This is a genomic window from Vibrio tarriae, from assembly GCF_002216685.1.
Lineage (GTDB): Bacteria > Pseudomonadota > Gammaproteobacteria > Enterobacterales > Vibrionaceae > Vibrio > Vibrio tarriae.
Genome location: NZ_CP022353.1, coordinates 968,747 through 994,678 on the forward strand (window position 1 = coordinate 968,747; position 25,932 = coordinate 994,678).

The following is a 25,932-nucleotide window of genomic DNA, read 5'->3' on the forward strand; positions in this document are numbered from 1 at the left end:
CCAGTCTCAACTGGCAGGAGATGCCCGTTCTATTGCAACTGACTCACATGGTGTGGAGCAAGGACAGGTAACGGCAGAAAACAGATCGACTCAATCCAGTGTGGAGTCCAGCTCAACACAGACGTCAGTCGAGCAAAACTCTGTTACGACTCAAACGTTTGCCGAGAATGGCACTCAAACGGAAGCGGAAACTTCACCAGTGAAAGGGCACCATACCTTACAAGGTGTTGCCGCAGAGCGTGTGGCAGAGGGGGCACAAGTTGAGCATGCACAAGTGAGTGTAACCAACATTCAACCTGAGATTAGTTCGCAGTTTGAAGTTGGTAAAAATGATAGTCAGCAAATTCAAGGTAATGCGGCGAAAGTGTGGCCTGAAGTGGTTCCATCGCAACGTGTAATCACCTCTGCTGGGAACGCTAAAGTCGATGGAAATCCCGGATATCAAAATTCAAAAGTTGATATTGCCGGTTCAACCTATGGTTATCAGCGCGCCGAACGTTTGTCGAGTCAAAACTCACTTTTTGAGGGTGTGAATCTTCCACAGACTCATCAGGAAGCTGAAGGAATTAAATCGGGCTCGACGGACGTAACCAAACTTGTTGATGTTACAGCTCTGCCATCAGCCTCAGAGACAAATCAAAGTGAGCCGAGACGTTTTGTTTCTAAAATGCATATTACGCTGAAAGGTAAGTCTTCCGCGGATAACAATCCGATGAACACTCAAGCTCAGCATGAGACATTACAATCTTGGTCATCTAATTTGGTGAGTCACGCACCAAATATGAAACAGGCTCAAAAAATCGTTGTTCAGCAAGCTCAAAATGACACTGAATTACAACCGAAAGTAGCCAATTTAGAGGCAACGAAGGCTCCGACGATTGTGAGCAATATTACTGGGAAAAAGTGGACAGTTACTATGCCAACGCCTGTTTTAACAACTCAGGGAATGGCGAGCGGTCGAGGTAAAAACTATACCCAAGGATTATTCCACAATATTCGAGATATCAATCTTACCAAGAAGCAACTTGAATCAAGTTTACCCTTGATGGAGATTGCTCAGAAAAGAGATGTTTCAGTTGTGACTATGGGAGAAAGAGTCTTACCAGTTAAGCCAGCAGAAATCAGTAATCTCAAGCTCGCATCATAATGACATAAAGTCAATTTAACTGAAAAAAGACTAAATCAGTGTCGTTCAGATTTAGTCTTTTTTTTTCTTTTGATGGGGTGGAGCGCTGCGGATAAAGTCTGAATAAATTTGAATAGTGAGGTGTACCTTGTATATCGAATTAGATGCGTCGCATAAAGCGATTCCCAAAGTGGGTTTTGTACGTCCACGTCATTCTAACCTGATTAAACGTTCAGAATTAGCGACCTATCAGGAGTCTAAGGCGTTAATCATGGCTTTAGAAGAGAAGGTAAAGGAATATCAAAAGCTACTTGAGGAACAGGTGCTCTTGATGTTGGAGGAAAAAGAACAGCTTTTAAATAGCGTTATAGAGGAGGAGTATCAGAAGCTCGCAAATGCTTGGAAAGAGCAACAGATAGAATGGTTTAAAGTGGCTGAAAACGAACTTGCTCGTCATTTAAAAGAGCAGGAAGAAGCAATATTAGATGTTAAGCGTGAATTAAAACATCAAATTGCTAGTGAAGTTCAAGCACGACTGACCAAACTGACTCAGAGCGAGAAATTAATTTCCCATCTGGTGGAAGTGTTACACAGTGAAATGGATGACGCTTGTAAAGCGCTACAGGTTGAGACTGAGCAGCACGAAGATGGCGTCACGTTGAGTATTGAGAACGAAGACAGAATCATCTCCATAGACAGTAAAACAATCATTGAGGAACTCAAAAGAGGATTAGAATCGATATGATGGCGAAGCTACGTAAATCATCACTATTGTTTAATCCCAGTAGTGTCATGATTGCGTTTTTATTACCGACAATCATTCTAGTGACACTTCCTGGGGTGGTGATCGATTTCTTTTTGATGATCAGTTTTGTCAGTTCTGCACTGTTATTGGTCATCATGTTAGAAAACGATCAGCCTTTGAAAGTAACATTTCTACCTACAATGGTACTTTTGCTGACTACGTTTCGCTTGCTGCTCTCAATTGCAACAACACGAAATATCATTGCAAATGAGGATGTTGGTCAGGTAATCGAAACCGTCGGTCAGTTTGTAATGGGGGGGAATCTGCTCTCTGGGTTACTGATTTTTATCATTATTACTATTGTACAGTTTCTTGTAGTAACCAAAGGTGGGGAACGAGTTGCGGAAGTGGGGGCTCGTTTTTCTCTAGATGCGCTGCCAGGTAAACAAATGACCATTGATGGTGATTTAAAAAGTGGCCTCATTACGGGGGAACAAGCGCAAAAACTACGTGCAGATTTAGGTACAGAAAACAAACTATTTGGCTCACTTGATGGGGCGATGAAATTTGTTAAAGGCGACGCAATCGCAGGTATCTTGATCAGTTTAGTTAACTTGTTTGGCGGAATTTACGTTGGTATTAACCAGTTCGAACTCTCGTTAGCAGACAGTGTTAGCCGCTTTTCGGTGCTAACCGTTGGGGATGGTCTGGTTTCACAAATTCCGAGTTTGTTACTTTCGATGGCTTGTGGTGTGTACTTAACACGCATCAAAGGTTCGGATGAAGAGTCGAGCTCATTTATGGCTCAATTGATGCTACAAATTCGAACCTTCTGGAAAAGTTTGCTAGTGATTGGCGGTATTATCATTGTCTTGGGTATCACTAATCCTAATTTGTTATATGTGTGCTTGCCTCTTGCTGTGCTTTGTGCGGCTTTAGCGATTTGGTTATGGAAAAAAGAGGACAGTAAAGTAGTAACAAGCAGTTTTGAGCCACAAGGTCACGGTTTGTTCGAGTCGTTAAAGTTTGTTTTCCGTGAAGCTCAGTATCAACATTTGATCCAACGAAATGTTGAAAATAAAGAAAAGTCATTATGGGGGCAAGCATTAGGCTCACCAGCTGTTATGGTTGATCCAACATTGGATTGTGACTTGAAGGTGTATATTTCGGATATTGAAATGTACAGCTATAAAAATGCAGAACCAGGTAGCGTGATTGAAATTCTCAATGATGAGCTGTTGGTAGCAAGCAATGATGTGGCAAGTAATCTCAATCACATAGTGAGTTACTTTATACACAATCGATTTATTGAGAAATACAACTTGCAATACAGCAGCAATATTGTTGCAGGGTTAGCTCAGCAAAGTGAAATCATGAAAAGTGAGATTGATTCAGCTGTTGGCTTAAACCGTGTTCATGATGTATTGAAGCAGATGATTCGTTCTCCTGAGTTTTATTTAGACCGTGTGAGTTTTTTTGAGGCTCTGATCTACTGGTCGAGAGTAGAAAGTGATCCCCGTAACTGGTTGACTCGAATCAGAAGTCAGGCTCGATATGACATCACGGCGAATCTGCTCAACGATGAAGGTAAATTAAATATCGTCTTATTGACACCAGAGCTGACTGAAGAAATTGCAGGATTTGTTGCTGGAGAATTTGATGATGTAGATCGGTTGATTACAGTACAGTCCACATTACGCAATGAAATAAAGCGGCTACTTGTGCAATACGGCTCAAAACCAGTTGTCGTGGTAAATGAAAATGAACTGAATTATGTCAAGGCATTTTTCCAACAAGTGATGAGTATGACTTATGTATGTAGTCATGCTGATATTGTTAACTCAAATTGCATTGAAAATACGGAGACTATCCATATTTAACGAAATGCGAGGAGGATATTATGGAAGAATCAACCGAACCCAAGAAATATCCACCCACTGAAAAAAAACTGCGTGATCTAAAACAGAAAGGCCAATTTCCAAAAACAGAATTGGCCGAACCAACTCTAGAGCTGGTCGTATTTACAATTATTATCATTTTCACCTTGTACTACTTGTTTGAGTATTCTGGTGAGTGGTTATCCGCAGTGCTTTATGCTGATATCGATGTCGGTTTGGCAACAGGAGTCGATGTTCTCTGGTGGTGTATCGGAGGCTTAGCTCTATTAAAGCTGGTGATGGTGATATTTGAATGGGTGATGATTAATAAAGCGGTGATCAGCACTGAAGCATTGGGGTTGAAAATGGATAAAATAAACCCCGTCAACGGTGCAAAGAATATTTTTGGTGTTGAGGCGATTTCACGCTCATTCAGGAAAGTATTGGAGCTACTATTCCTTCTCTTTCTATTGAAATATGTAGCGGATGTATTGGGTAGTCAGTTGTATCAGTTAAATGAAATCAATAACTATCCATACTTCATTTACTATCTGATGTATTCGATAGGAGCAGCGTCTGCATTCTATTTGGTATATGGAATCTGTGTCGGTACGGTTGATTTCATGGCAGAGAAATATCACTTCTTGCAAAAGAACCGTATGACTTTCACTGAAATGAAAAACGAATTAAAAGAAACCGAAGGCTCACCTGAAATCAAATATGAACGCAAACGCCGAATGCGAGAAGTCATGGAAACTCCAATTACACAAGGGAGAAGACCAACTTTTGCTTTGGCAAACCCAACACATATTTTAGTGCCAATTTGTTATGACCCTAAAATTGAACGGGTACCAGTTGTGTTAAAAATTTGTACTGAATCGTTGGCCTTGGAAGAAAGAAAACGTTTAGAAGCGATGGATATTCCTATTATTGAGAACATTCCATTAGCTCGAGCTATGTATAGCAAGATGAAGCAGGGTGAGGACTTTCTTCCCAAAGAATTTTTCCGTGATGTCGCTGTAATAATTTCAAATTTAAAAAGGCAGAAAAATGTTAAGAAAAACGCTTCTCGCTAGTGCATGTGGAATGATGTTGCTTTCTGGCTGTAGTAGCCAGATAAAAGATGACAACATAGTGCTCGATCAAGACTGGAAGCCAGATATTTATAACCTGATTATTTCGCATGTCTCGGATGTGGATAATTTAAGATTTTGGGTTCGTAGAACACCAAGTTATGAAGATGGCTACCCACATCAACTGGCCTGTGTTGAAGTCGCACAGCCGTTAGAGCCAAATCGCTTCTATATCGCAAACCTGAACACCTATGGTTTAAATCAGGTATATAACTGTGAAAACGATTACTGGCGTTATGACAACCTGGTGGATCCGTATGCGAGTCGAGCCGTTGACCTCAGTGCATGGGACCCCAACTTAAGCAAGCGTCGTTACACGAATTATCCGGTCAATATGAATACTCATATTGATGGTGTTGATGCTTACTTGTGGGGAGAAGGCCAGTTACGTTTAGTGTTCAGTGACTTATTCCCTGTCAATCAATATCAATTAACGAATAAAGGAGTAAACACACTTTTTGAAGTTATTGATAAGCTGAAATATTTACCTGTCGAAGAACTGACGATTTACGGTATTGCGGACTCATCAGGAACGTATCAAAAAAACCGAGTATTGGCTGACCGTCGTGCTCAATCGGTAAAAACCTTTTTAGTCGAAGAAGGCTTAAGTTATTTACCTATGAAACTTCGCGGAACGGTAGAAAACGGTCTATCAACGGCTCAACAGCGAGTCTTACAGCGTCGCTTTGTGATTGAAGTGAGGTTCAAAACGGATGAAAAGTAGAAAGTTTTCACTATTGATCAATGAATTTGCTCAAATGACCAAACAAGGCAGCCTTACTTTAGAGGCAGAGCAAGGTTTGGTTTGCCATTATCAAGGTCGAGATATTCGAATTGAAGATGGGCAAAGAATTGGTCTGACCAATCAGGTTGTTATTGTGGCACCACTGGGCATTAAAGTGACCAGTAAGGTTCAAGGAAAAATTAATGGAACTTTTGCTTTGAGCAAAGATGGTTATCTCACAGAGATGAAATCGCTAGGTTGTTGTTTAATTCGACATATTGCATTGCCCGAACATCCGCGAACTTTATTGGAAGAAGTAAACCAAAGCCTAGTTATCGTAAACCAAATTCTAAAAGAGATTGAAAGCAATGTGGCTGCTTGAATTTTTTAGTGGGTGTGTCAAAGGCGTAACCTTACCTATAGAAAACAAACTCGTTTTAGTCGGGAGCTCAGAAATTAAGGAAGACAATGTTGTTCCTTTAGCTGAATTTTTAACGCCTGAGGAGCGCATTGAACTAGAAGAGCAAGGCAGTACGATTCAAGCCATAGGGTTGGCTAAGAAAAAGCTTACCTTGGTGGAGAATAAGATCTATCGCTATCGAGGTTTGACATTTTGCGTTTATCGCCAAGGTAAGCGCAATCCTGCACTAAAGCGTTTTAGACTAAGACAGTTTCAACCTTTATTACTGGTTACTGTCGCTGTCCATCTGTTGTTGGCAATTGGAGGATACACATTCAATGCCGCAAGACAGAATCAGCAATTTGGAGATTATCTGCAAGCTATAGGTAGTGGCTATATCAAAGATGGTCAGTTGTATACGAGTAAGCTTTCAGAGGTTAGCCAATTACCAGAATACTGGGGGAATTTTATCCATACGATGAGCGGGGAGAATTACCTGCGTGCCAGTCAGTTTAATTTAGAGCTTGTCTCTGATTATTCTGGCAAGCCACTGAAAGGTGAAATTATGAGCCTAGCAGATCGTGATCAAATTCGAGTGGAAACCTTTGAATTGGATAACCAAGTAATGGCGGCATTAGGTAAACACGCCATCAGTTTTTACAAACAGGGAGATCATTGGTTTGTATCCGATCCTGCTCGTGCTAAGCAGGTGTTAACCGATGCAGGCTTAAGCCGAACCGTGGGTGCGTTAAAGTCTCGTGCGGATGGAGCGGATTTAATTCCTGATGCTGAATTTCCATACTCGATTTTCTATACCTCTCATTCAGGACGCTATCTTTACGATGAACTGGGTCGATACTGGGAAGGTAGTGAAGTCCCCAAACTGGGTGTGATTCAGGAAATTAGTGAGGATCGGGTCGTATTCTTTGATGGTAAACAAACCAGAGTTTATTTGATTCAAGTTAAAAAATAGGAGTGATGATAATGCAAAACATGACAATAAACAGTGCATACGGAGCGAGCAATCTTGCTTCTACAGATCGTCAGTCAGCAGCGCAGCAGCTAGCAGAGCAATTTCCAATTGTGAAAAAAGCACAAGAAGAAGTAGCGCCTATGCAAACACGTCAAGCCAGTAAAGATCCATTAGATCTGATCGATGAATTGCTGAGTAAGTATCTTGGTGAACAAACCAACCGCGCAGAGGGTATGGCGGATAATATTAAAGTGCGCTCAGATGCGATCGCTGAGATAAGCCGCTTATGGGGCCTGGTGATGCAAGATAATATGAATTTTACAAATCCTAATGATAATAAGGTTACAACCCCATTAGGTGACAGTGTCAGTTCAGGTTATTTAGAACAAATCGATAGCATCATTCGAGAAAAGCTCAATGACGATCGTGGGATTTCTGCGATCACAGGTAAGAATCTTGATGATTCTAAACGATATGCTGTGTCTTATACTGATCTCCAGTCACTCGATGCAACGGTAACAGCGTTTAACGACACCATTCAGGTTGATATTGATACCGAGCAACAACGTTTCAAAAACGTGATGACAGAGATCTCTTCTGCACAAGAGGAGATTCGTGATGTCCGCCAAGTGATTGTTCGACTCTCACAAGCAAGTTAACCGGAGGCATAACAATGAAAGTCGCATTAGATGTGGTGATTGCTCATTGCAATTTAAGCTTGGATGAACTGAATCAATTGAGCAAAGGTAAGATGGTAAAAATTGAAGACTTCGTCCAATCTCAAGTGATGTTGAAAAGTGGTAACGAGCTAGTCGCGACTGGACAACTGATTAAAGTGGATGACCAATACGCGGTGACTGTTGACTTTGTCAATGAGGTGAAAAGCTAAAAGGGGCTAAGCCCCTTTTGTTTTGTTTTTTATATTTTTTTAGGTTTAATTAGTGACTTTTCACGGTTTTATCATCATTTTATTCCGTGATTCAGCAAAATTCGCATCAGGAGTTTGACATGACCGTCTTGATTACCACGGCCATAAGGACAGAGAAGTTCTCTTTTAATCACGATAAATAACGACGAAAAACAGTGAAAAGGGTTCAACGATGTTAAGAAACTACTTACTAGGCAACCAAGTCATTTTCGATACGCTCAAACGTGAAGTATTAACCACTGACAAAATCATCAGTTTAGGTGGGCGTGAAGCGGCGATATTGAAATTGCTGTGTGAAAATGCCAATACCGTTATTACTAAAGAAGAAATTAACGACAAGGTATGGGGTAAAGTGTTTGTCAGTGAAACCTCACTGACCAAAGCCATTTCAAACTTAAGAAAGTCACTGCAACTGATTGATGGAGTGATGTGTGAAATCAAAACCATTCCTAAAGAGGGATATATGCTTATTTTGGAAGGAGAAAACTTAGGTCTTATGGTAACGGAAGATGAACCACCACTAGAGGTGAAACGAATCGAATCAAAAGATTTAGCCATGATCAAAGCGCCAGCCGCGAATCATCGCTTTCTGCCAGCGCTCTCGAAAACAGAAGAGAATGCTCACTCCGGCTGCATTAAACCCAGTTGGCTCCTGTTGGCGGTATTCTCATCTGCACTGATTTCTTCATTTGCAAGTGCAGGCATGGTGTTATTACTCAAGTAAGCATTAAGAAATAAAAAGGGCAGAGTTATGTGACTCTGCCCTTTTTATTTATATGGTATTAGGAGAAGTTCGCGACACTAACGTCCAGATACACGATAGTTGTTAACCTATAACTGTCTTTTACTTTGTAACCTATACTCGACTTGAGCATTTTAGCGTAGCTTTCATGCCTATTACGAATTGTAAGGTTTTATTTTGCCATGACGGATACTAGTGTGCCGACTAAGCATTAATATAAAAATTCTCTTGTAATAATCAGATCAACTCAATAGCTTGTCATTATTTATATTAGCTAATCTCACAATCTCTTCATGGTTAGAAAATGTCAATGCTATGATTACTGTTTTCCATGGATGGTATTATAAAAAGACTCTGCATGTTTAAACCATATCAAACTAATGTAGTAGAACAAAGATTGTGAGTTCTGCTTGAGTAATTTACAAAATAAATCCTAGTTTATCTTCAGCCTAGAGTTATATTTTGATACCTTTAGGAAGATGCTCATGATAAAACTTGACAAGAAGTGAATTTGCGTTGTTTTTTTATGATGTAGCAACACAGATACTTGATCTTTCTTTGATTCTGTAAGAAGTTTTTCGTTATGTTCTTCACGAGCTTTCATCTTGATTATTGCTTGCATAAAGCTTTCTGGTTTATTGCTCTTATGAAGATTGGGTAAAAAAAATCTCCTGTTTTATCTTTTTTTTTCACTAGTTTTACTTGCTGGTTGGCTTTAAATTTCGAGTCGTCAGGTGATGAGCTAGTGCAAAAGAAAGAATGCACTATTAGATCATTTAATTAGAAATAACATCGTAATCTATAGTAGGAGGATTCATTTATGACTATTTCGACCCGTGATATTGCTGGCGCACAAACTGCAGCAAAAGCTGCGTGGGCTGAAGATGATGCTTTGAAAACAACGGAGGTTGGTACTGCATTTGAATATATGGTTGCAGTTGCAGATTCCGCGGTAGAGGATTTTATTAAAGCTAATGCGACACAAGCTGGTGGATTACAGCTTTCTGCAGGTGAGTCATTACAACTACAACGCTTAATGGGTGATCAGAGTATTACTGTACAAACAGGTACTTCAACCCTGAAATCAATTAAAGACTCAATTTCTTCAGCAGCACGTAATATCTAATTACGTTGATTAGATCGCCGGAGCTTGCTCCGGCGTTTGTTTCTCTACATGGGAGGGAGCATGGTTGAATTATTAAGTCCTGCCAATGCCTATGCTGGGGTTAACCTTGTCTCCCTGCTGGTGTTGGTACTGCTTTCTGCAGTGTTTTTTATTTGTTTTACGGGGTTCGTTAAATACTCGATCGTATTGAATATCATCAAAAATGCGGTGGGTACACAGCAAATTCCCCCTGCGATTGTGGTTAACCTACTGGCTGCACTGATGGCGCTCAATGGAGTATGGCCACAGATTCAACCGGGTATTGAGCGAATCAAACCTTACTTTTCACAGCAAGAAAAGCAAGAGCTAAATCAAGAGATTAATAACGATTTACCGAAAAACGTCACCATGTACTCGTTAGTGAGTGAGTGGTCGACTTTTTTCCCTGAATTACTAGAACATGCCAAACAGAAAACCGATAAGTTAACAGCAATTATAGAATTACCATTTAACTTTGATAAAGAGCATGACACCTTTAAGTATTTTATTGGAAGCCTGATATACGATCTTTATCAAGGCTTTGAGCTCGGGTTAAAGCTTTATATTGTTTTTGTAAGTATCGACTTTTTAATTGCTGTTATTTTAAGTGGGGTAGGTATGACAATGCTATCACCTACGGTGATATCAACCCCTGTTAAATTGGCCGTATTTTATTTCTCAGATAGCTGGACGATTTTGTTTAAAGCGCTGGGGTAATTATGCAGCAGATACTGTTTCCCAATTGGTTATTGTTTGCTGGTTTTTATCTTTTTTTACGTGTTTTTAACCCTACACGTCTTTATTTAGATAATACCAGCAGTTTGGCAATCGCCATCATGTTAGCAATTGGATTAGAAAGTGAGCATTTAGCCCAGCCGGCAACGTTACTCTGGGTAATGGCGACACTGACGTTTGCTTTTGTTTGCTCGGTACCTTATTGGTTAAGCGGTATGGTGGGTGGCGTATTACAACAAATGCTACTACTCAACGAACAGTCAGTGCAAGATCACCGTTTCACTGAAGAATCAGAAGCTTTGGCTAAGTTATGCAGTTTAGTGTTTGTGGCTTATGCACTTGAAAATGGAGCAGTATTTAAACCGCTGCTCGATTTAATTGTAAGCCGGCATATGGCACAGCCTGAGATGAGTTTCGCGACGTTATATCAGACCGTGGTGGAACATATGCAGATGATTTTGATCATCACTGGAAAATACATCATTTTGATGTTGGTCATCACAATGTGCTGTGGTTATTTAGATCTTTTTTTTAAAAAGGCATCACTCTCAATGTTTGTGACGCCAAATATAAAATCGATCGTGATTGTCATCTTATTGAATATTTGGCTATTTCACGATCAGTTCTATGTGTTTAACAAAATGATGCAGAGTTTAGGTTATGACTAATATCAATCCAGTGTATATCAATCCAATGTTGTTAGACGCTCAACAAGGAGCTGACTTTGAGCAAATTCTTGCTGAGCAATCAGGACAAATCGAAACGGATGCTTCTCAAGAGGGAGATGAGGTTATTTATACCGATGATGATATCGCCGATATGATTATTGCTAACGGTGTAATTACTGAGTCTATTCGTCAAATGCGTGAAAACGAACAAAAGTTAAAGGAGATCCTCGATGAAGTTTAGTCGAATTCTGCTTGCACTATGCTGTTTAACCTTTGGAGCGCAGGCAGATGTTTTTATCAAACAGCAAGATATGGATCTGAAACAAGCATTGGATGCTATTGCTAAAGATATGCAGTTAAAGCTGGTCTCTGACATTGATAGCAAAACCAGCTCTCAGCCGATTACTCAAACATTGTCGGGTTCTGGTCCAGTATTGCTGGCCAAGCTCTCTAACGTTTTTGATTTTGATTGGTATACCTTTGGCGGCACCCTAACGATTCAATCAGGGCAGCAATATGTTAACTATACCTATAAGCCTAAAAACATCTCACCAGGTCAATTACTGACCGAGATGAAAGGCGCTTTTAAAACCAATGGTACGACCAAAATTAAATTGGTTGAGCGCGGACACTCACTGCTGTTTTCTGGTACACGAAAGTTCGTTACCGATGCCATGGGTTATGCCGCTATGGTGGATAAAAACCAATTTTTAGAAAAAGGCAACAACCTCGAGGTTGCGCGTATCGAGTTTAACTATATCTCGGTAATGGATCGAAGCATTGCGACTTATGATGGTCAGGTGAATTTCCCTGGGGCGCAGTCGCTGATTGCGGCCGCTATTACAAATATTGGCCAGTTCACCAATCTCAATGATGAAGAATTAACCTCTCGTGCTTATCGAGTAAAGCTCAGTCAAGGTGAAAAGCAGGCACTCGAAGAGGATGAAAAATCGACAAAAGTACAAGCGTTACCAGGCTCAAATGCACTGTTAATACGAGGGACTCAGGAAGAAGTGAAATTGGCTAAACGTATTGCTGCACTTATTGATGTTAAGCGTCGCCAATTACTCTTTTCACTGAAGGTGTACGACATTTCTGCTGAGCGCAAGGAGAATCTTGGTATTGATAGCGGCTGGTTAAATGGTAGCCGAGGAATTTACGATATTGTTGTTCCTCCTTTTACCGAAACGACCGACTTCTTGAAGAATTTTCAAGCTCTCTACACTAATGGTATTGCTCGTAGTGTATATGAAACCAATTTATTGGCGTTGGAAAACCAACAAGGCCAGTTTGGTAAAAAACAAACTGCGACATTAACTCTGATCTCAGACAAAGAAGTAAAAACTGAAAAAATTGAAGCGGATAATAGTTTGTATGTGACTGGCCGTTTGTTGCCATCAGGCCAAGTGCAGGCTCGCATTCAGTATGTCGAAGAAGCGCTGGATGAAGAAGGCGATAGCAATAGGCCTCCACGAGTAAGTTCACAGTCACTTAACTCCGAGGTTTATATTCAACCAGGACAGACCGTTATCTTAGGTGGCTTTGATAATACGGTCACTCAACAACAGGAGAGTGGTGTACCCGTTTTATCGAGTATTCCGCTACTTGGTGAGCTGTTTAAATACACCTCAGAAAGCAAACATAAATACAAACGCTACGTATCAATCTCATTTCAGGTGGTTGAATAATGCTCAAATACTTTTTTAAAGTGAAGGAGTCGTATCAAGACACGGTGATCTGCCGTGTCAATATCGATACTTTCGTCGGTCAAGAGTGTTTTGTGCATACCGTAGATGGTGAGCGGATCCGAGGCGAAATTGTCAAAGTGATCGGCCCGCAATTGGAGATAAAGCTTCTTCAACCAGGAGCGGTACAAAGGGGAGGTAAAGTAGAGATTACTCCACGACGTTTTTGTTTCCCTTTGAATGAAGAAGCTTTAGTTGGAAAAGTTATCAACTGCTACGGTGAAACGTTATATGGAGATAGTTACCTAGAGCAACCGGGAGAGTTTATCGATTTACCGATTGCAGTTGAGCCGATTCCATTACAGATGCGAGCTCCAATTGAAACGGTATTTCCGACCAAACTGAAAATCATTGATGGGTTGTTTACTATCGGAGAAGGGCAGCGTTTAGGATTATTTGCTCCTGCTGGTGCTGGTAAAACAACAACCGTATCTATCATGGCAAACAATATGGATGCGGACGTCGTGATCTTCGCCATGATTGGTGAACGTGCGCGTGAGGTTGTCGAGTTTTTAGAAGGCGAAATCGGTCCCGAGGTGATCAAAAAATCGATCACAATTGTTTCAACTTCTGAAGCGAATCCACTTGAAAAAGTTCGTTCTGGGTTGGTTGCGGTATCGATTGCTCGTCATTACATGGAGCAGGGGAAAAAAGTTGTACTTTATTTTGATTCTCTGACCCGTTTTGCTCGAGCGCAAGCCATGTTAGATGGAACTCCGATTAAGGGAGGGATTCCAATCGGGGTATCTTTGGCATTATCTCGTTTGGTCGAAAGTTGCGGTAACTCAATTAAAGGTTCTGTCACTGGAATTTTTACTGTACTGATTGAAAAAGAGATTGATGATGACCCGATTGCCCATGAGGTAAAGTCTTTAATCGATGGGCACTTGGTCTACTCGACCACGATCGCAGCTACAGGACGTTATCCTGCTATTGATGTACTTAAAAGTAAAAGCCGTTTACAGAATAAAGTACAAGAAAAACGCTACGTTCGGCTCTCTGAAAAAATTAAAGATATGGTTTATCGCTATTTCAATGTAGAGCTACTCATTCGAGTTGGTGAATATGAAAAAGGCAATGATCTTGAAACTGACGAGGCAATAGAGCTCTATCCTAAAATTATCGAATTCTTGAAACAAGGCTTTGAAGGTGTTGAATATGAAGAAACCCTCCAAGAAATGGAAAGAATTTGGACAAATTATTGAAATAGTCGATATTAGGATAGAAAAACAAGCAAGGAAGCTTGATAAATTACAAAAAAAAAGGATAGAAATCAGAAGTGAGCTGCTTAAAAAGTGGGATCATATTGAGTGGCTGCAAAACGAGTTACAAACAATCAATATGAAAAATGAGCATGATAGCCTTAAACGATTATTTATGCGCCGTGAGGGGTTACGTTCTCAAATAGAGTCTACATTTTATGATGCTTCGGTCATCAAGCAAGACTTAGATGAAGTGATGTTTGAAATTCAGCAAACTCAATTAGAGAAAAAAAACCTAGAGAAAAGGAAGGATCGGTTAACTGAAATGAGAGAACAGTTGATGTATGAATAGCATTAATAATTCTGTATCACAATTAACCTTAGATACAATAGAAGATAACCTTGATAAGGTACCATCTAAACAATCATGTGATGATAGTGATTTTTCAAAAATTCTTAATCAAGTGAGTAAAGTAGATGGTGAAGTTGTTGAGAGTAGCTTTGAACTTGAAGAGGACGATGAGGAGGAAAGTGATGCAGAATTATTAAAAAAAACACGAAGTATAGAGTTCGTTGAAGGAAGAGGAATGTTGAATTTTTTATTTCGTCATCCATCAAGAAATTCATACATAAAAACGATTGGCAAGAAAGTTGATTTAATAAAGAGTAATGATAATTCATTAAAATATCAGCAAGCAAATTATAATTTCAGTTGGAGAAAATTTGAGATAGAAGGGCTGAAAGTTAAGATAGAGTCATACGATATTGAATTTAAAATCTTCAATGCATTTCACTTTATAGATATCAATTTAGCAGGCAGACTAGAAAGAAGTTGCGCTTCTCTGAGAGTTGAAGCCACTTATTTTAATAATGGATTTAAAGAATATATTAAGATAGAAGATTATAAACAACAGACTAACTTTGCTAAAGTCGGCTTAGATAAGTTTGATCTGTCGGCCAATTACTTTAATCAATTAGAAGGCTTGAATAGATATCGTGTTTATTATAAGAAAAAATATTATATTTTTGAGTTTGACAATGGAAGATTAGTTAATCTTATAAGAGGTGATGATGACGGTTCTTGATGTTACAGCAGCAAGCTTAAATATTCTAACTGATGCAATCATTATTTTCTCTGTTGGCTTTGTTATTACAGGCGTCTTGGTCGGTCTGCTACAGACAGTGTTTAGTATCCAAGATCCTGGGTTACCCATGGCGGCTAAGTTAGTTGTTTTTATGGTGCTACTAACCCAGTTTGGTGGCAGTATTTATGAGCAATTTCATCTATTATTCAGAGAGTTATAATTTGAGGAGACATTATGAAGACACTACGAGAAATCGTCTATAAAACGCTTGTTGATCATTTTAATGTATCACCAAATCTATTATCACGAATTGAAAATAATGAACCTATTAGCATTGAACTAGTAGGAGGAGAGGAAATTTTTATTCATTTGAATGAGTACGTGTTACAGAGTTTTATTGAGATTCCCCTAAAAGATAGTCGTAATTTACGTTACAAAGCACCTAAGATTATGGAGATATTACAAGAAGATCCAGATATGTTTATGAATATACAGAAAGATAAAGTTGTCTTAGTCACCGAAATTGATAAAAAGTTACATAGTATCGAAAAGGAACTATCAACTAAGCTAACAATTTTTAATAAAATGGCAGCGGAAATTAAGCTATAATTAATATTTATGAAGCGTTAAAATCTGTCCATCATAAAAGAATAAGGCAATAACAATATACTCGTCAGATAAATAAAGTATTTTAATATTATTTAAGTTGTCTATAAGGTTTTTGGTAGAGTTTGGCTTGGTATATGGTTTCATATCGGCTTCACTTGTGCCTGTATACACATCAATATTATCAAATACAAGATAATATTGATGTGTATTTTCTTTTAAAATGTTACCACTCCCTTTCACTTTGTAGTAATTTTTATTTTCATTGACACCTACTTCTCGAACAATGATGATGGATGAAAATGTTTGACCTTTAATCGATACAGTGATGTTTACATCATGTTGATATTTGCTATCAGTTGTTTCATATTTATAACTAGTTTCATAGAAATATGTTGGTTGGAATAGCGTTGTATAAGAAATTATCATTAACATAATTATCGAAATAATGGTTATTGCTGAATGCCATTTTTTAAATTTTGATTTCATTTATTATATGCTCACGAATTTTCTTATAGTCTTTGGTGCCTGCAGTAAAGATAATACGGTTTTTACTCTTCCCGTTTTTCTCTATAAAGCTATAGGATACTGTTTCTTTATTTAGCATAATATAGAGTCTTTCTGGGGATATTCCCTCAGCTGATAAGGAATGAATTAATTCGACACCTAATTGTTCAGAATATTGAAAGTCATCAGAATAGATATAAATATAGTCTTGTTGATAACTCAGAATTGGATAGATTTCTTTATCTATTGCCACAGTGGCAATAGGATATATTTTATAAATAGAATAAATTATAAATAATATCTGTACAAATATGCTTAAAAATAAAATGTATTTTTTGTCAAAAGGCTCTTTCTTAGTTTCTTGTTGAAGGTTTGTGACTTGATTTTTATCAAAATCTTGAATGAGCGTGACGAATTTACTTTCGATAAGATATCCTTTTTTAGCTATAGTTTTTATATGTTTCTGACTTTTTCCATCATCATTTAAATAAGCTCTGATATTGCGTACTGCTTGAGTAAGAGAGCTATCGGTGACAAACTTCCCTGGCCAACCTTTTTTAATGAGCGTTTCCTTGTCAATGAGCTTCCCAGGCTGTTCACACAAAGCAAGAAGTACAAGATGTTCATGAGTACCAAGTTTTATCTGCTCTCGAGAGATCGAATCGGTCAAAAAGGGTGAGTCAGATGAGAGGATTTTTTGATCAATTTTATACATTTTTGAGATCAATTCACATATCCTCTTTGTTGTGTGGCTTTATAGATCTGCCTTAACTAGGGTTTAATCCTATCATAATAAAATATCTATCTCGAACATAAATTATCAAACAAATAATTTACAAACGTAATGACTTGAAACTGAGTGTCATTTTCTTCAGAAGTTTTCAGTATGACTCATTTGAGTGAGGATAGACCATGATTCATCATTAAGCGCTAACATTATTGAGGAGTTAAAATATGAACATCAATAATATATCAAGTATAAGTACAACTTATGCCGTGGGTGAAGCTCAAGCTGATCCTAATCATGGTAAACTGGATGTAAAGAGCGTTAAGCAAGGAGCAGATGCACTCCCTACGGTCTCTCGTAAAACAGGTTTTTTGTCAAAGATCAAGTCATCGCCGAATGGCTACAAAGAAAAAAGTCCAGAACTTGTTAAAGAGAAAGCTAGCCAAGAACGGCAACAAAGAAGTCGGTTATCATCCATAGAAAGTGCTTGTGCAAAATCATTCGATGACTTACCTGATGATATTAAGCTTAGTGGAATGAAACAGCACTTTTTAAGCTACGCTGCATTTATTATGGATCGTGAGTTCTCATTAATTTGTTCTCAGTCTGAGAATGGAAAGCAATCAGTTGAAGAACATAAAAGTGCAATTCGTATAGATCTGATTAAGTGGCTTTCCTTTGATCTCTCAAATAAAGATCCAAAAGAGATCTGGGCGTCAAGTGCCAATAAAAGCCATATTGAAAACGGTTTAAGAAATACAGTTGACTCTTTGAAGTCACCTGGTTTGGAACGAGCGAGTAAAGAAGAACGCCGTAAGGCACAACAATTTGATTATCAAGCTTTGACAGATGTAAGCAATAAATTACTGGATAAATTTAACCAGCTTTCTGATACACCATTGAGAAGTTCAGATAATCAAGTTATCTCAAGTCGTTCTGTAGAAAGACAAGTGTATAAATTGTTAGATAAATATATTGGAAACTAAAGATAAATTATAATTTATTTTCAATAATAGGAAGGCAATTATGTTTAAGATTACATTACAACCTCAAAACTTGACAAAAGTCTGCCAAGCAGCAAAGAGTTCGGTACAACGATCATTTCACTTAGGTTCCAACATTAAGACTGTGAAGAATTGTAGTGATCGTATACAAGGCACTCAAACAACAGCACAAAACGTTCCATCTATTGTAGAACGTCTAAAAAATGAAGTTCAAAAATTTGAAAATCAGCGTTCTAATGCAAACCGTTACGGTATGGAAGTATTATATTACTGTGGTAAATTTGAGAGTCAATATCGTAATTGATTTCTTTTTTATTAAAAATGGCCAAGTTTACTTGGCCATTTTTAATTTTAGAGATATCTATTTATAATTTTGAGTACTAGATAGCCATTCTGAAAAAGTAATAAGTGGTAATTTGTATATCATAGTGACTATATTTAAAATAATCGCCTAGTTGAGGCCGTAGAAGTATTGACTACATTGAAATTCATGTAGCTATATATTCAAAATATACACAAGGATTAATGGTATCCATGAAAGTATTACAGAGAACTTGCAACTACATTAGATCTAATTTGAACCAATCAATACCTAGACTAAATGTAGCTCATATTAGAAATGTAAAAAATGAGAGACCGATAAGCATTGCAGTCAATGCTGAGGCTAACTTTTTTAAGGGAGTATCAATATTAAATAAACCTAGAACTAGGGTGTCTAATATGCGACAACTATTACCGTTAGAGTCATTTGAGCGTATATCCAAAGCATATGAGTCTAAAGATGTTCGATTGGTTGCGAGAGATAGTGCATTCTTAGGTCTACAAAGAGCTGTCAGAAGTGAAAGATTTGAGCTTGATAATTTCAAATCTAAATTTCCTTACTTAACCGTTGCTAATGGTTCTCTTCGGACTATTGTAACTGGGCTAAAAGGTATTGTTGAATTTGATGATGGACAGATGAAAGATATCGCAAAAGAAATATTAGATACCCAAATATGTGGGGTACCATTTTCTCAGTTTGGAACATGCTCTGGATCAGCTAGAGATCTTGTGGCCAACGCATCATATCAACAAGAAAAAATAATTATTAAGCATCTTAATGAACTATTTGAAAAAGTAGCACTTCACCTTGTTGGTGCTGAAGTTTAGTAAAATTATATGAAATTATTGCAATAATTCTTGATAAGAAGGATTTTTAATTTAGCATAGACAATATCAGTGTGTTTGAATAGCTCTGTTATATATATAAACACGATGAAAGAGAATCTCTAAGCTGATCTTTATATTGAAATTAAATATACTGCTATTAATTATTGTAAGTGAATTTTTCATGGCATTTTATTTTAGGAGTTGTAAGTGAAACGAATCATTTTATTTTTTCTTAGCCTGATTAGTTATTGTGCTTATTCAAGCGCGTATATTGGAATTGAATATGGTTATGGATCTGTTAACCATGACTATAAGGTGAATTATATCCAAGATGGTGTTTCCTTAGATCCGGATATTAGTAATGGTAAAGTTTCATTATTCGGTGGGTATCAATTTACAGAACAATTTGCACTAGAATTCGGATATTCATTCTTTAAGTTTGAAGACGATTATTCTAGAACAATCGGAACTATTTCTTATTCGGGAAGGGATTATATTCATGAAAGGGAGTGGGATGCAAGAGTAAATGCGGATCAATTCTATATAGCACCTGCATTTTCTTTTTATTTTGATAGCCAAGAAAAATGGAAGGCTAATATCAAAACAGGAGTTACTTATACACAGTACCATTCTAAGTCAATGAGTTACGATCAGTATGAGTACATTCTAAATGATGATATTGAATTTATGATAAATCGGCATTCAAATGAAAGGAAAAACAATGAAATTGGCTTTCTAATTGGTACTGGGGTTGATTATAATATTTATGACAATCTATGGTTAGGCTTGAGTATTAGTTATCAGATAGATGAATTTTCTGATTCGACATTAGCTGGGGTTTCTGCCTACTACCGTTTCTAATTTTTATATATGCTAATACTATTAGTTAAGGTTTCTTATTAATTGTACTAACTCAGACTGGATCTGACACTTAAATTTGAAAAGATGAGAGTTACCCACTTTGATTAAAGGTGCTTAATCCGTAATCAAAGACAATAAGAGGTAACTCTCATGCTTTATACTAGAAATCTATCATCAAACAAAAAGCAGGTGAATGAAAATGGCATCATTTTAGCGGATGAGCAGATCGCAGCTTTAGAGCGTAAAAACATGATGACGAAGCCTGTGGCGAGATAGAGACGGCGCATCCTTGCTACTTTGGCTCTCACGACACGTTCTATGTTGGCAACTTGAAAGGTGTTGGGCACATCTATCAACAAACCTTCGTTGATACCTACACTAAAGTCGCCTTTGCCAAGCTCTACACAACGAAAACACCAATCGCCGTAACAGATATCTTGAATGATAAGGTTCTACCGTCCTTTGAGGCGCATGAACTGCCAATGTTGCGAATCTTGACTGAGCGAGGCTCTGAATACTGTAGCCCGTGTTGAGCAGCACGATTACCAGCTATATCTAGCCATTAATGATATCGACCACACGAAAACTAAAGCGATGTCACCACAAACAAATGATATCTGCGAACGCTTCCACTCGACCATATTGAATGAGTTCTACCAAGTGACATTCAGAGAGAAACTCTATGCTTCGCTTGAGGAGTTAAAAAAATCTAGACGAATGGATGAACTCCTACAACAATCATCGTACTCATGTGCGTAGCAGAACGCCCATAAAAAATAGTGGGTTTGGGAAATTAATCTGGGCTGAAATGAATCTAGCCCAGATATAATCTGATAGGCACCGACCCCAAACGACGCTGCCTTACAATACGCACTAGATTTCCGTTATTAATCTTTCACTAAACGCAAATATCCAGCACCAGCTACACTGTAGCTTCCATAGCTAGATTTTTCGATATGCTCACTCCACCAGCTCATAAGCTTTCGACGAGAGTCTAAATAGTCGGTACGGTTGTATGCTTTGCGTATTTGGTTTTTGTCAGTATGAGCCAATGCGGCTTCAATGACATCAGGTTCAAAGCCCTGTTCATTAAGAGTGGTACTTGCCAAAGCACGAAGACCGTGTGCGGTCGTTTTATCCTTAAATCCCATTCTGCTAAGTGCTTTATTAGCGGTTTCTGAATCAGTAGGTACCTTTGGATTACGGCTAGATGGGAAAATGAACTCTCTATGACCACTGATAGGCTTAATCGCTTCAAGAATAGCCAATGTTTGTGCTGTCAGTGGTACTACGTGCTCACGGTTCATCTTCATTCGCTCTTTAGGGATAATCCAAAGCTTATTAACCATGTCGATTTCTTCCCAACGAGCACCAGAGGCTTCGTTAGGCCGAACCATGGTGTGAAGTTGCCATTCAATTAAAAATCGTGTCACATGCTGGATATTTGCTGTAGCAACGGTGCGTATAAGATCATGCATTTCATGTGGTTGCAGGGCTTTCATGTGCACCACTTTGTGTTTTTTAAACACATCACGGATGCCAGTCAATGGGTTAGCATGAATGACACCACTATTTACCGCATAGTTCATGATTTCATTCATAAGTTGGGCGGTGCGTTTTACAGTTTCTAGTAATCCTTGAGACTCTATTGGCCGTAATGCAGCGATGGCAATCGGCGCAGTAAGTTTACTAACGGGTATCGAGCCCAATTTGGGAAAGGCATAAAGTTCAAGTTTTCGCCAATTACCTTCCAGTGTCTTCTCTTTTATCTGCTCTTCCTTCGTAGACTTCCACTGCTCAGCGACAAACTTAAATGTCGCATTTTGTTCAGTAATGGTTTTCGCTTTTTGTTCTTCTTTAGCGAGTTGAGGATCAATACCATCCGCTAACTGCTTGCGAGCCTCAAGGGCTTTCTCTCGAGCTTCCGCCAAAGACATATCGGGATAGGTACCAAACGAAAGATAAGTGATCTTATCTTGTCCTGGTCGTTTATAACGGAATTGCCATGAGCGAGAATTACTTGGACGTACGCAAAAGTAGAGATTGCCGCCATCAGATAAACGATAAAGCTTATCCTTAGGTTTTGCGGTTTGAATTTGCCTTGCGGTTAGATTATTTGCCATTTCAATCCCTCAAGTAATACCTGGCTAGAGCATGAGGACTCCAAAAATTAGGTATTACTTTTGGCTGATAACTACTTAATTTACATTAAGTTACAGCCTGCTTTGGTGGGCGGTTTGACCATAAAGTAATACCTGGATTGGTGCTCAAAAGTAATACTAGCACTAGATTGGGTAGCTGGGTATTACTTTAGGTATTACGAAAAGCAAACGCTTTTATGATATTTTGTGGAATAATAATGAATAATAACTATTTGATTTTTATAAATTTCAGATAAGAAAAAGACGTCCTAGGACGTCTTTTTCTTGAATGTGGCGGTGAGTGAGAGATTCGAACTCTCGATACGTTGCCGTATACACACTTTCCAGGCGTGCTCCTTCAGCCACTCGGACAACTCACCGAATCGTTAACCGCTTGGCTAACGAGGCGCTAATTTAATGATTCTACTGTGGATGGTCAAGCAGAAATCCGAAAAAAACTCGCGCATTGAGCGCGTTTGCTTACAAAGTAGCTGGAGTGGGTAAAATCACATCACTATTGGTGTAGGAGAGGTAGCGCCGGAACAAAATCTCAAGCTGACGTATACCCAATGTTTGCTTATGGGCATAAGCATTTAAACGATGTCGGCGACCTATACTGGATAGGCCTCGCACACGAGGGGTTTCTCAAGCCTATCTATACAGTTTTGATTTCAGTGATCAATTACTCAACTCTGTGTATCACGGTGAATTGAGTTTCCCGATTCAGTTTACTCACTCCAAATTTCGAGCCTTGAGTTTTACTCACCCAAGCAAGATTCCTACACTCGTCAAACTGCAATCCACAAAGACGTATGGCAACGAGTATGGATCAAGAGCTCACCAAACAGAGGAATCCGATTTCTCATCTGGCCGGTTGGTATGTAGAGCACCAGACACGAACGCTGCGTAATGCTCACTCCACATTACATTTTGATACAACTCAATTTGCCGTTTTAATGCTTTTGGCTGAAAGCGCGCCAGAAGCAGCCTCGAAAGAGGCCTTATTAGAGAATGTGTGGCGTGGCAAGGTGGTCACTGAAGATAGCATTTATGTGGTGATCAATGGGCTACGAAGAGTGTTCTCTGATAATGCTCGGCAGCCCAAGTATATTGCTACCGAGAATGGTGTGGGGTATCGCTGGATAGCAGAAGTTCGGCGTGAGCGATCTCAGCAAATGAAAAGGTGGCGGTTGGCGGCGGGAATATCGGGATTATCGAGTCTGGCTCTTATCGGACTATTCTGGCTATCTCGCCCAGTCGTATTACCACTTCCCGCCACGGCGCTTGAGCACCTTCAACGAGCCAATTATTTAATGACTCAGCCTGCGCAATATCATGATGAGGCGATAGAGATTTATCAATCACTTATCGATCAATATCCCTCTTTTGCAGAAAGTTATGTGAAACTTGCCGCGGCAATGATGAGCACTATTTTCAATAGTGATGTGCGAGTTGTTGAGAAAAAACGATGGATCGAGCAGCAGCTACTACACGCTCTTGAATTGGATCCCACACATCGCGAAGCCCACAAGTTATTAGGCAACCTTTATTTTTTGGTTTTTCATCAACATGACAAAGCCAGAAAACACTTTGAACAAGCACAGGGTTTGGCCGATGCCCATTATTTCTATAGTCAATTCTTATTAGCGATGGGCGAATTTGAAGCCGCTCATCGAGAGTTAGAGCGATACATTGCCTTGCATCCTCAGGGGTATTCAAGTGAAGGAGCCGCTTGGATCTATACCATGGCTGGCAATTATTCGCGTGCGAGGCTTGAGCTAGAAAAACTCAAGGAATTCTCTGCAGATAGTTACTATTACTTGGTTTCTCAGCAAGCCATCGCGGAGTTGAGTGGTGATGATAAAACCGCTTTCGCGTTTTTGATGCAACTTATTGAGAAAGCCGGTTACAACCAGTTGGATCGTGATCATTTACAAAGTGAATTTGATTCTTTGGGTTTACAAGGTGTGTATCACTGGCTGGCTTTCAATGATCCGAAAAAGTTGTATATCGGGCAATATTCACCGCCCCTTTCCCTTGCTCGCTATGCGATTGTCGCTGGTAAGCACGAAGCGGCGCTGGATTGGTTAGAACTGGCCTATCAACAAGGTCGGATAGAGTTACTGTGGTTGGTGGCAGATCCAAAATATCGTCCTCTGTTCAATGAGCCTCGCTTTATTGCACTCATTAAAAAACTCAATTTATATCTTGCATTACAATCAGTTAAGGAAATTTAAGATCATTTTAAGAGCGATTTAAGGACGGCAGCGTAGCGTTAGGTTCATGCTGCAATGTCTTTAATCACACAATGGATGGTCACATGAAAATACGTATTCGATCTCTGCTTCTTTCTGGGTGCTGCTTATTCGCCAGCTTGGGAGTTAAGGCTGGACAACAAAGTCAATTAGAATGGTTCTATCAAACAGAGGGGGCGATTTGGTCTTCGGTTAAAGTACAGCAAGAAACGGCTTACTTTGGCAGTGATGATGGCCACTTTTATGCACTTAATCTCACTGATAAGTCACTCAAATGGAAATTCTCCACACAGGCTAAAGTGCGTAGCCATGCCGCATTTTATGAACCTTGGGTGCTGTTTAGCAGTGATGATGGTTTCCTCTACGCGTTAGATCAGCAAACGGGTGAACTAGGTTGGAAAGCGTCACTGAATGATAGTGCGGTGAAACGGATTCTGCCTGCTAACCAAGCTCCATGGGAGTTTGACTACAATAAATCCTCACCCGTAGTTGATGAGGGGTCAGTTTATATCGGTAGTGCAGATGGCAACCTCTATAGTTTTAGCGCGAAAGAGGGCAAATTAAGATGGGCATTTTCTACTGAAAGTGCCATTCGCTCAACTCCAGTGATATATCAAGAATGGGTTGTGTTTGGCTCGAAAGATGGTGGAATTTATGCACTCAATAAAAATAGTGGAAAATTGGTTTGGAAACACCAAACTGGAGCTGCGGTAGTCTCTGATCCTACCGTTATCCAAGATAAAGTTATTATCAGTTCGCGAGATACCAACATTTATGCACTGGAATCGAAAACGGGCAAAGTTGTGTGGCAGTATTCGTTCCCAGATCAGTCTTGGGTGGAATCATCGGCCGCGGCAGATCCTTCCCAAAAATACTTTTACATTGGTAGCTCTGATTCTCATAAGCTACTGAAGTTTGAGGTTGGAACAGGCAAACCAGTTTGGTCTTTTAATACTCGTGGTTGGTCATGGGGAACTCCCTTGGTTCATAATGATACGGTATATATTGGCGCTAAAAGTACAGATAACTATTGGCAAATCCCTTACCGTGGTTTTTATGCGATCGATGCTCAGGTGGGGGAACTCGAGTGGCAATATCAACCAATGCGCAGTCAAGCTTATGTTTCTGGTGGTGTTTATGGTCAGCCTGCTTTGTATAAGAATCAGCTATTGGTTCCTGACCTTGATGGGTCATTACGTGTGTTTGTTGTAAGGGAAGTCCAGTAGTTGGTTAACTTAATAAATTCGAGAGTAATAATAAAGTTATGGCTCCCTATGTGGAGCCATTGTTTTTGAGGTGATTTGTTATTGGATACTTCACATTTTGTTATTTATCTTAAATTGAAATGTTATGTTTTTATTTATTTACTAACCTTGGTCACAGTTTAATCATGGGAAAAGTACATTCCCTTGAAGGTGTCATTTTATATATAGGAAAATTCTCCCACATTGTTCA

Annotated in this window: 29 protein-coding genes, 1 tRNA gene and 1 pseudogene; 27 read left to right on the forward strand and 4 right to left on the reverse strand. The window is 39.1% G+C overall.

Annotation, left to right across the window (positions count from 1 at the left end):
* Nucleotides 1–52 precede the first annotated feature (52 nt).
* From CEQ48_RS10115 to CEQ48_RS10215, 20 genes are all read left to right on the forward strand, one after another.
* On the forward strand, nucleotides 53–1,147 hold the full coding sequence (locus tag CEQ48_RS10115) for a lipoprotein VsaC (RefSeq protein ID WP_232477884.1): 1,095 nt from the start codon (nucleotides 53–55) through the stop codon (nucleotides 1,145–1,147).
* A 127-nt stretch (nucleotides 1,148–1,274) separates the two neighbouring features.
* Nucleotides 1,275–1,871, forward strand: a complete 597-nt coding sequence (locus tag CEQ48_RS10120) for a hypothetical protein (protein ID WP_001906197.1) — start codon at nucleotides 1,275–1,277, stop codon at nucleotides 1,869–1,871.
* The gene (locus tag CEQ48_RS10125; RefSeq protein ID WP_089071153.1) at nucleotides 1,868–3,751 is read left to right on the forward strand and encodes an FHIPEP family type III secretion protein; all 1,884 of its coding nucleotides are present in this window, start codon (nucleotides 1,868–1,870) and stop codon (nucleotides 3,749–3,751) included. The genes CEQ48_RS10120 and CEQ48_RS10125 overlap by 4 nt, the downstream gene beginning before the upstream one ends.
* 20 nt (nucleotides 3,752–3,771) lie before the next feature.
* On the forward strand, nucleotides 3,772–4,824 hold the full coding sequence (locus CEQ48_RS10130) for an EscU/YscU/HrcU family type III secretion system export apparatus switch protein (protein WP_044127975.1): 1,053 nt from the start codon (nucleotides 3,772–3,774) through the stop codon (nucleotides 4,822–4,824).
* Nucleotides 4,799–5,605, forward strand: a complete 807-nt coding sequence (locus CEQ48_RS10135) for an OmpA family protein (RefSeq protein WP_001906198.1) — start codon at nucleotides 4,799–4,801, stop codon at nucleotides 5,603–5,605. Before CEQ48_RS10130 ends, CEQ48_RS10135 begins: the two co-directional genes overlap by 26 nt.
* Nucleotides 5,595–5,987 (forward strand): VPA1352 family putative T3SS effector, encoded by a 393-nt coding sequence (locus tag CEQ48_RS10140; RefSeq protein WP_000842251.1) that lies wholly within the window; start codon nucleotides 5,595–5,597, stop codon nucleotides 5,985–5,987. The genes CEQ48_RS10135 and CEQ48_RS10140 overlap by 11 nt, the downstream gene beginning before the upstream one ends.
* Nucleotides 5,965–6,978: a VPA1351 family putative T3SS effector gene (locus CEQ48_RS10145; RefSeq protein ID WP_089071154.1), complete on the forward strand. Its 1,014-nt coding sequence runs from the start codon at nucleotides 5,965–5,967 to the stop codon at nucleotides 6,976–6,978. The genes CEQ48_RS10140 and CEQ48_RS10145 overlap by 23 nt, the downstream gene beginning before the upstream one ends.
* 5 nt (nucleotides 6,979–6,983) lie before the next feature.
* Nucleotides 6,984–7,637: a VPA1350 family putative T3SS effector gene (locus CEQ48_RS10150; protein WP_088131836.1), complete on the forward strand. Its 654-nt coding sequence runs from the start codon at nucleotides 6,984–6,986 to the stop codon at nucleotides 7,635–7,637.
* Nucleotides 7,638–7,651: 14 nt separating this feature from the next.
* Nucleotides 7,652–7,867, forward strand: a complete 216-nt coding sequence (locus CEQ48_RS10155) for a FliM/FliN family flagellar motor C-terminal domain-containing protein (protein WP_000861356.1) — start codon at nucleotides 7,652–7,654, stop codon at nucleotides 7,865–7,867.
* A 211-nt stretch (nucleotides 7,868–8,078) separates the two neighbouring features.
* A complete protein-coding gene (locus CEQ48_RS10160; RefSeq protein WP_089071155.1) occupies nucleotides 8,079–8,630 on the forward strand; it encodes a winged helix-turn-helix domain-containing protein in 552 nt (183 codons plus the stop codon).
* An 838-nt stretch (nucleotides 8,631–9,468) separates the two neighbouring features.
* Nucleotides 9,469–9,774 carry a hypothetical protein gene (locus CEQ48_RS10170; RefSeq protein WP_089071157.1) on the forward strand — a complete coding sequence of 102 codons (306 nt, stop codon included), beginning with the start codon at nucleotides 9,469–9,471 and terminating at the stop codon, nucleotides 9,772–9,774.
* Between the two features lie 60 nt (nucleotides 9,775–9,834).
* A complete protein-coding gene (locus tag CEQ48_RS10175; protein ID WP_000229918.1) occupies nucleotides 9,835–10,509 on the forward strand; it encodes a flagellar type III secretion system pore protein FliP in 675 nt (224 codons plus the stop codon).
* Nucleotides 10,510–10,511: 2 nt separating this feature from the next.
* The gene (locus CEQ48_RS10180; RefSeq protein WP_001186128.1) at nucleotides 10,512–11,195 is read left to right on the forward strand and encodes a hypothetical protein; all 684 of its coding nucleotides are present in this window, start codon (nucleotides 10,512–10,514) and stop codon (nucleotides 11,193–11,195) included.
* Nucleotides 11,188–11,436: a VPA1340 family putative T3SS effector gene (locus tag CEQ48_RS10185; RefSeq protein WP_000181846.1), complete on the forward strand. Its 249-nt coding sequence runs from the start codon at nucleotides 11,188–11,190 to the stop codon at nucleotides 11,434–11,436. Before CEQ48_RS10180 ends, CEQ48_RS10185 begins: the two co-directional genes overlap by 8 nt.
* Entirely contained in the window at nucleotides 11,426–12,883 is a 1,458-nt protein-coding gene (locus CEQ48_RS10190; protein ID WP_089071158.1) for a secretin GspD/PilQ domain-containing protein, read from the forward strand. The genes CEQ48_RS10185 and CEQ48_RS10190 overlap by 11 nt, the downstream gene beginning before the upstream one ends.
* Entirely contained in the window at nucleotides 12,883–14,145 is a 1,263-nt protein-coding gene (gene vscN2 / locus CEQ48_RS10195) for a type III secretion system ATPase VscN2 (protein ID WP_000922351.1), read from the forward strand. Before CEQ48_RS10190 ends, vscN2 begins: the two co-directional genes overlap by 1 nt.
* A gap of 79 nt (nucleotides 14,146–14,224) precedes the next feature.
* The gene (locus tag CEQ48_RS10200; protein ID WP_088124547.1) at nucleotides 14,225–14,494 is read left to right on the forward strand and encodes a VPA1337 family putative T3SS effector; all 270 of its coding nucleotides are present in this window, start codon (nucleotides 14,225–14,227) and stop codon (nucleotides 14,492–14,494) included.
* Nucleotides 14,487–15,227, forward strand: a complete 741-nt coding sequence (locus CEQ48_RS10205; protein WP_089071159.1) for a hypothetical protein — start codon at nucleotides 14,487–14,489, stop codon at nucleotides 15,225–15,227. Before CEQ48_RS10200 ends, CEQ48_RS10205 begins: the two co-directional genes overlap by 8 nt.
* On the forward strand, nucleotides 15,214–15,447 hold the full coding sequence (locus tag CEQ48_RS10210; protein ID WP_000217070.1) for a flagellar biosynthetic protein FliQ: 234 nt from the start codon (nucleotides 15,214–15,216) through the stop codon (nucleotides 15,445–15,447). The genes CEQ48_RS10205 and CEQ48_RS10210 overlap by 14 nt, the downstream gene beginning before the upstream one ends.
* 14 nt (nucleotides 15,448–15,461) lie before the next feature.
* The gene (locus tag CEQ48_RS10215) at nucleotides 15,462–15,836 is read left to right on the forward strand and encodes a hypothetical protein (RefSeq protein WP_000854879.1); all 375 of its coding nucleotides are present in this window, start codon (nucleotides 15,462–15,464) and stop codon (nucleotides 15,834–15,836) included.
* Here the strand turns inward: CEQ48_RS10215 and CEQ48_RS10220 are convergent, their stop codons facing one another.
* Both CEQ48_RS10220 and CEQ48_RS10225 read right to left on the reverse strand, forming a co-directional pair.
* Complete coding sequence (locus CEQ48_RS10220; RefSeq protein ID WP_000836879.1) at nucleotides 15,837–16,322, reverse strand: hypothetical protein; 486 nt, start codon at nucleotides 16,320–16,322, stop codon at nucleotides 15,837–15,839. It lies immediately after the preceding gene.
* A complete protein-coding gene (locus CEQ48_RS10225; RefSeq protein WP_089071160.1) occupies nucleotides 16,306–17,055 on the reverse strand; it encodes a winged helix-turn-helix domain-containing protein in 750 nt (249 codons plus the stop codon). The genes CEQ48_RS10220 and CEQ48_RS10225 overlap by 17 nt, the downstream gene beginning before the upstream one ends.
* Before the next feature lie 239 nt (nucleotides 17,056–17,294).
* Here CEQ48_RS10225 and CEQ48_RS10230 point away from each other — a divergent pair, with 239 nt between their 5' ends.
* The 5 genes and pseudogenes from CEQ48_RS10230 to CEQ48_RS10250 all read left to right on the forward strand — a co-directional run.
* On the forward strand, nucleotides 17,295–18,053 hold the full coding sequence (locus CEQ48_RS10230; protein WP_089071161.1) for an ABC transporter ATPase: 759 nt from the start codon (nucleotides 17,295–17,297) through the stop codon (nucleotides 18,051–18,053).
* A 40-nt stretch (nucleotides 18,054–18,093) separates the two neighbouring features.
* A complete protein-coding gene (locus CEQ48_RS10235; RefSeq protein WP_089071162.1) occupies nucleotides 18,094–18,375 on the forward strand; it encodes a hypothetical protein in 282 nt (93 codons plus the stop codon).
* A 230-nt stretch (nucleotides 18,376–18,605) separates the two neighbouring features.
* Entirely contained in the window at nucleotides 18,606–19,220 is a 615-nt protein-coding gene (locus CEQ48_RS10240) for a hypothetical protein (RefSeq protein WP_089071163.1), read from the forward strand.
* Between the two features lie 207 nt (nucleotides 19,221–19,427).
* On the forward strand, nucleotides 19,428–20,081 hold the full coding sequence (locus CEQ48_RS10245; RefSeq protein WP_089071164.1) for an AcfA family outer membrane beta-barrel protein: 654 nt from the start codon (nucleotides 19,428–19,430) through the stop codon (nucleotides 20,079–20,081).
* Nucleotides 20,082–20,276: 195 nt separating this feature from the next.
* Nucleotides 20,277–20,910: pseudogene (locus CEQ48_RS10250) on the forward strand (integrase core domain-containing protein); the annotation flags it as partial.
* 58 nt (nucleotides 20,911–20,968) lie between these two features.
* Here the strand turns inward: CEQ48_RS10250 and CEQ48_RS10255 are convergent.
* Nucleotides 20,969–22,204 carry a tyrosine-type recombinase/integrase gene (locus CEQ48_RS10255; RefSeq protein ID WP_089071165.1) on the reverse strand — a complete coding sequence of 412 codons (1,236 nt, stop codon included), beginning with the start codon at nucleotides 22,202–22,204 and terminating at the stop codon, nucleotides 20,969–20,971.
* 310 nt (nucleotides 22,205–22,514) lie between these two features.
* Nucleotides 22,515–22,602, reverse strand: a tRNA-Ser gene (locus CEQ48_RS10260).
* A 444-nt stretch (nucleotides 22,603–23,046) separates the two neighbouring features.
* On the opposite strand from CEQ48_RS10260, the gene CEQ48_RS10265 reads away from it, so the two are divergent.
* Together CEQ48_RS10265 and CEQ48_RS10270 are read left to right on the forward strand one after the other, a co-directional pair.
* Entirely contained in the window at nucleotides 23,047–24,459 is a 1,413-nt protein-coding gene (locus tag CEQ48_RS10265) for a winged helix-turn-helix domain-containing protein (protein WP_232477885.1), read from the forward strand.
* 83 nt (nucleotides 24,460–24,542) lie between these two features.
* The gene (locus CEQ48_RS10270; RefSeq protein ID WP_089071167.1) at nucleotides 24,543–25,703 is read left to right on the forward strand and encodes an outer membrane protein assembly factor BamB family protein; all 1,161 of its coding nucleotides are present in this window, start codon (nucleotides 24,543–24,545) and stop codon (nucleotides 25,701–25,703) included.
* Nucleotides 25,704–25,932: the final 229 nt, after the last annotated feature.

Excerpts from the sequence above, each read along its gene's own strand:
- CEQ48_RS10190 (WP_089071158.1), top strand. The coding sequence starts at position 11,426 with ATGAAGTTTAGTCGAATTCTGCTTGCACTATGCTGTTTAACCTTTGGA.
- CEQ48_RS10170 (WP_089071157.1), top strand. The coding sequence starts at position 9,469 with ATGACTATTTCGACCCGTGATATTGCTGGCGCACAAACTGCAGCAAAA.
- CEQ48_RS10230 (WP_089071161.1), top strand. The coding sequence starts at position 17,295 with ATGAACATCAATAATATATCAAGTATAAGTACAACTTATGCCGTGGGT.
- CEQ48_RS10270 (WP_089071167.1), top strand. The coding sequence starts at position 24,543 with ATGAAAATACGTATTCGATCTCTGCTTCTTTCTGGGTGCTGCTTATTC.
- CEQ48_RS10135 (WP_001906198.1), top strand. The coding sequence starts at position 4,799 with ATGTTAAGAAAAACGCTTCTCGCTAGTGCATGTGGAATGATGTTGCTT.
- CEQ48_RS10210 (WP_000217070.1), top strand. The coding sequence starts at position 15,214 with ATGACGGTTCTTGATGTTACAGCAGCAAGCTTAAATATTCTAACTGAT.
- CEQ48_RS10235 (WP_089071162.1), top strand. The coding sequence starts at position 18,094 with ATGTTTAAGATTACATTACAACCTCAAAACTTGACAAAAGTCTGCCAA.
- CEQ48_RS10225 (WP_089071160.1), bottom strand. The coding sequence starts at position 17,055 with ATGTATAAAATTGATCAAAAAATCCTCTCATCTGACTCACCCTTTTTG.
- CEQ48_RS10130 (WP_044127975.1), top strand. The coding sequence starts at position 3,772 with ATGGAAGAATCAACCGAACCCAAGAAATATCCACCCACTGAAAAAAAA.
- CEQ48_RS10220 (WP_000836879.1), bottom strand. The coding sequence starts at position 16,322 with ATGAAATCAAAATTTAAAAAATGGCATTCAGCAATAACCATTATTTCG.
- CEQ48_RS10160 (WP_089071155.1), top strand. The coding sequence starts at position 8,079 with ATGTTAAGAAACTACTTACTAGGCAACCAAGTCATTTTCGATACGCTC.
- CEQ48_RS10215 (WP_000854879.1), top strand. The coding sequence starts at position 15,462 with ATGAAGACACTACGAGAAATCGTCTATAAAACGCTTGTTGATCATTTT.
- CEQ48_RS10180 (WP_001186128.1), top strand. The coding sequence starts at position 10,512 with ATGCAGCAGATACTGTTTCCCAATTGGTTATTGTTTGCTGGTTTTTAT.
- CEQ48_RS10255 (WP_089071165.1), bottom strand. The coding sequence starts at position 22,204 with ATGGCAAATAATCTAACCGCAAGGCAAATTCAAACCGCAAAACCTAAG.
- CEQ48_RS10240 (WP_089071163.1), top strand. The coding sequence starts at position 18,606 with ATGAAAGTATTACAGAGAACTTGCAACTACATTAGATCTAATTTGAAC.
- CEQ48_RS10150 (WP_088131836.1), top strand. The coding sequence starts at position 6,984 with ATGATAATGCAAAACATGACAATAAACAGTGCATACGGAGCGAGCAAT.
- CEQ48_RS10125 (WP_089071153.1), top strand. The coding sequence starts at position 1,868 with ATGATGGCGAAGCTACGTAAATCATCACTATTGTTTAATCCCAGTAGT.
- CEQ48_RS10185 (WP_000181846.1), top strand. The coding sequence starts at position 11,188 with ATGACTAATATCAATCCAGTGTATATCAATCCAATGTTGTTAGACGCT.
- CEQ48_RS10175 (WP_000229918.1), top strand. The coding sequence starts at position 9,835 with ATGGTTGAATTATTAAGTCCTGCCAATGCCTATGCTGGGGTTAACCTT.
- CEQ48_RS10265 (WP_232477885.1), top strand. The coding sequence starts at position 23,047 with ATGGATCAAGAGCTCACCAAACAGAGGAATCCGATTTCTCATCTGGCC.
- CEQ48_RS10155 (WP_000861356.1), top strand. The coding sequence starts at position 7,652 with ATGAAAGTCGCATTAGATGTGGTGATTGCTCATTGCAATTTAAGCTTG.
- CEQ48_RS10140 (WP_000842251.1), top strand. The coding sequence starts at position 5,595 with ATGAAAAGTAGAAAGTTTTCACTATTGATCAATGAATTTGCTCAAATG.
- vscN2 (WP_000922351.1), top strand. The coding sequence starts at position 12,883 with ATGCTCAAATACTTTTTTAAAGTGAAGGAGTCGTATCAAGACACGGTG.
- CEQ48_RS10205 (WP_089071159.1), top strand. The coding sequence starts at position 14,487 with ATGAATAGCATTAATAATTCTGTATCACAATTAACCTTAGATACAATA.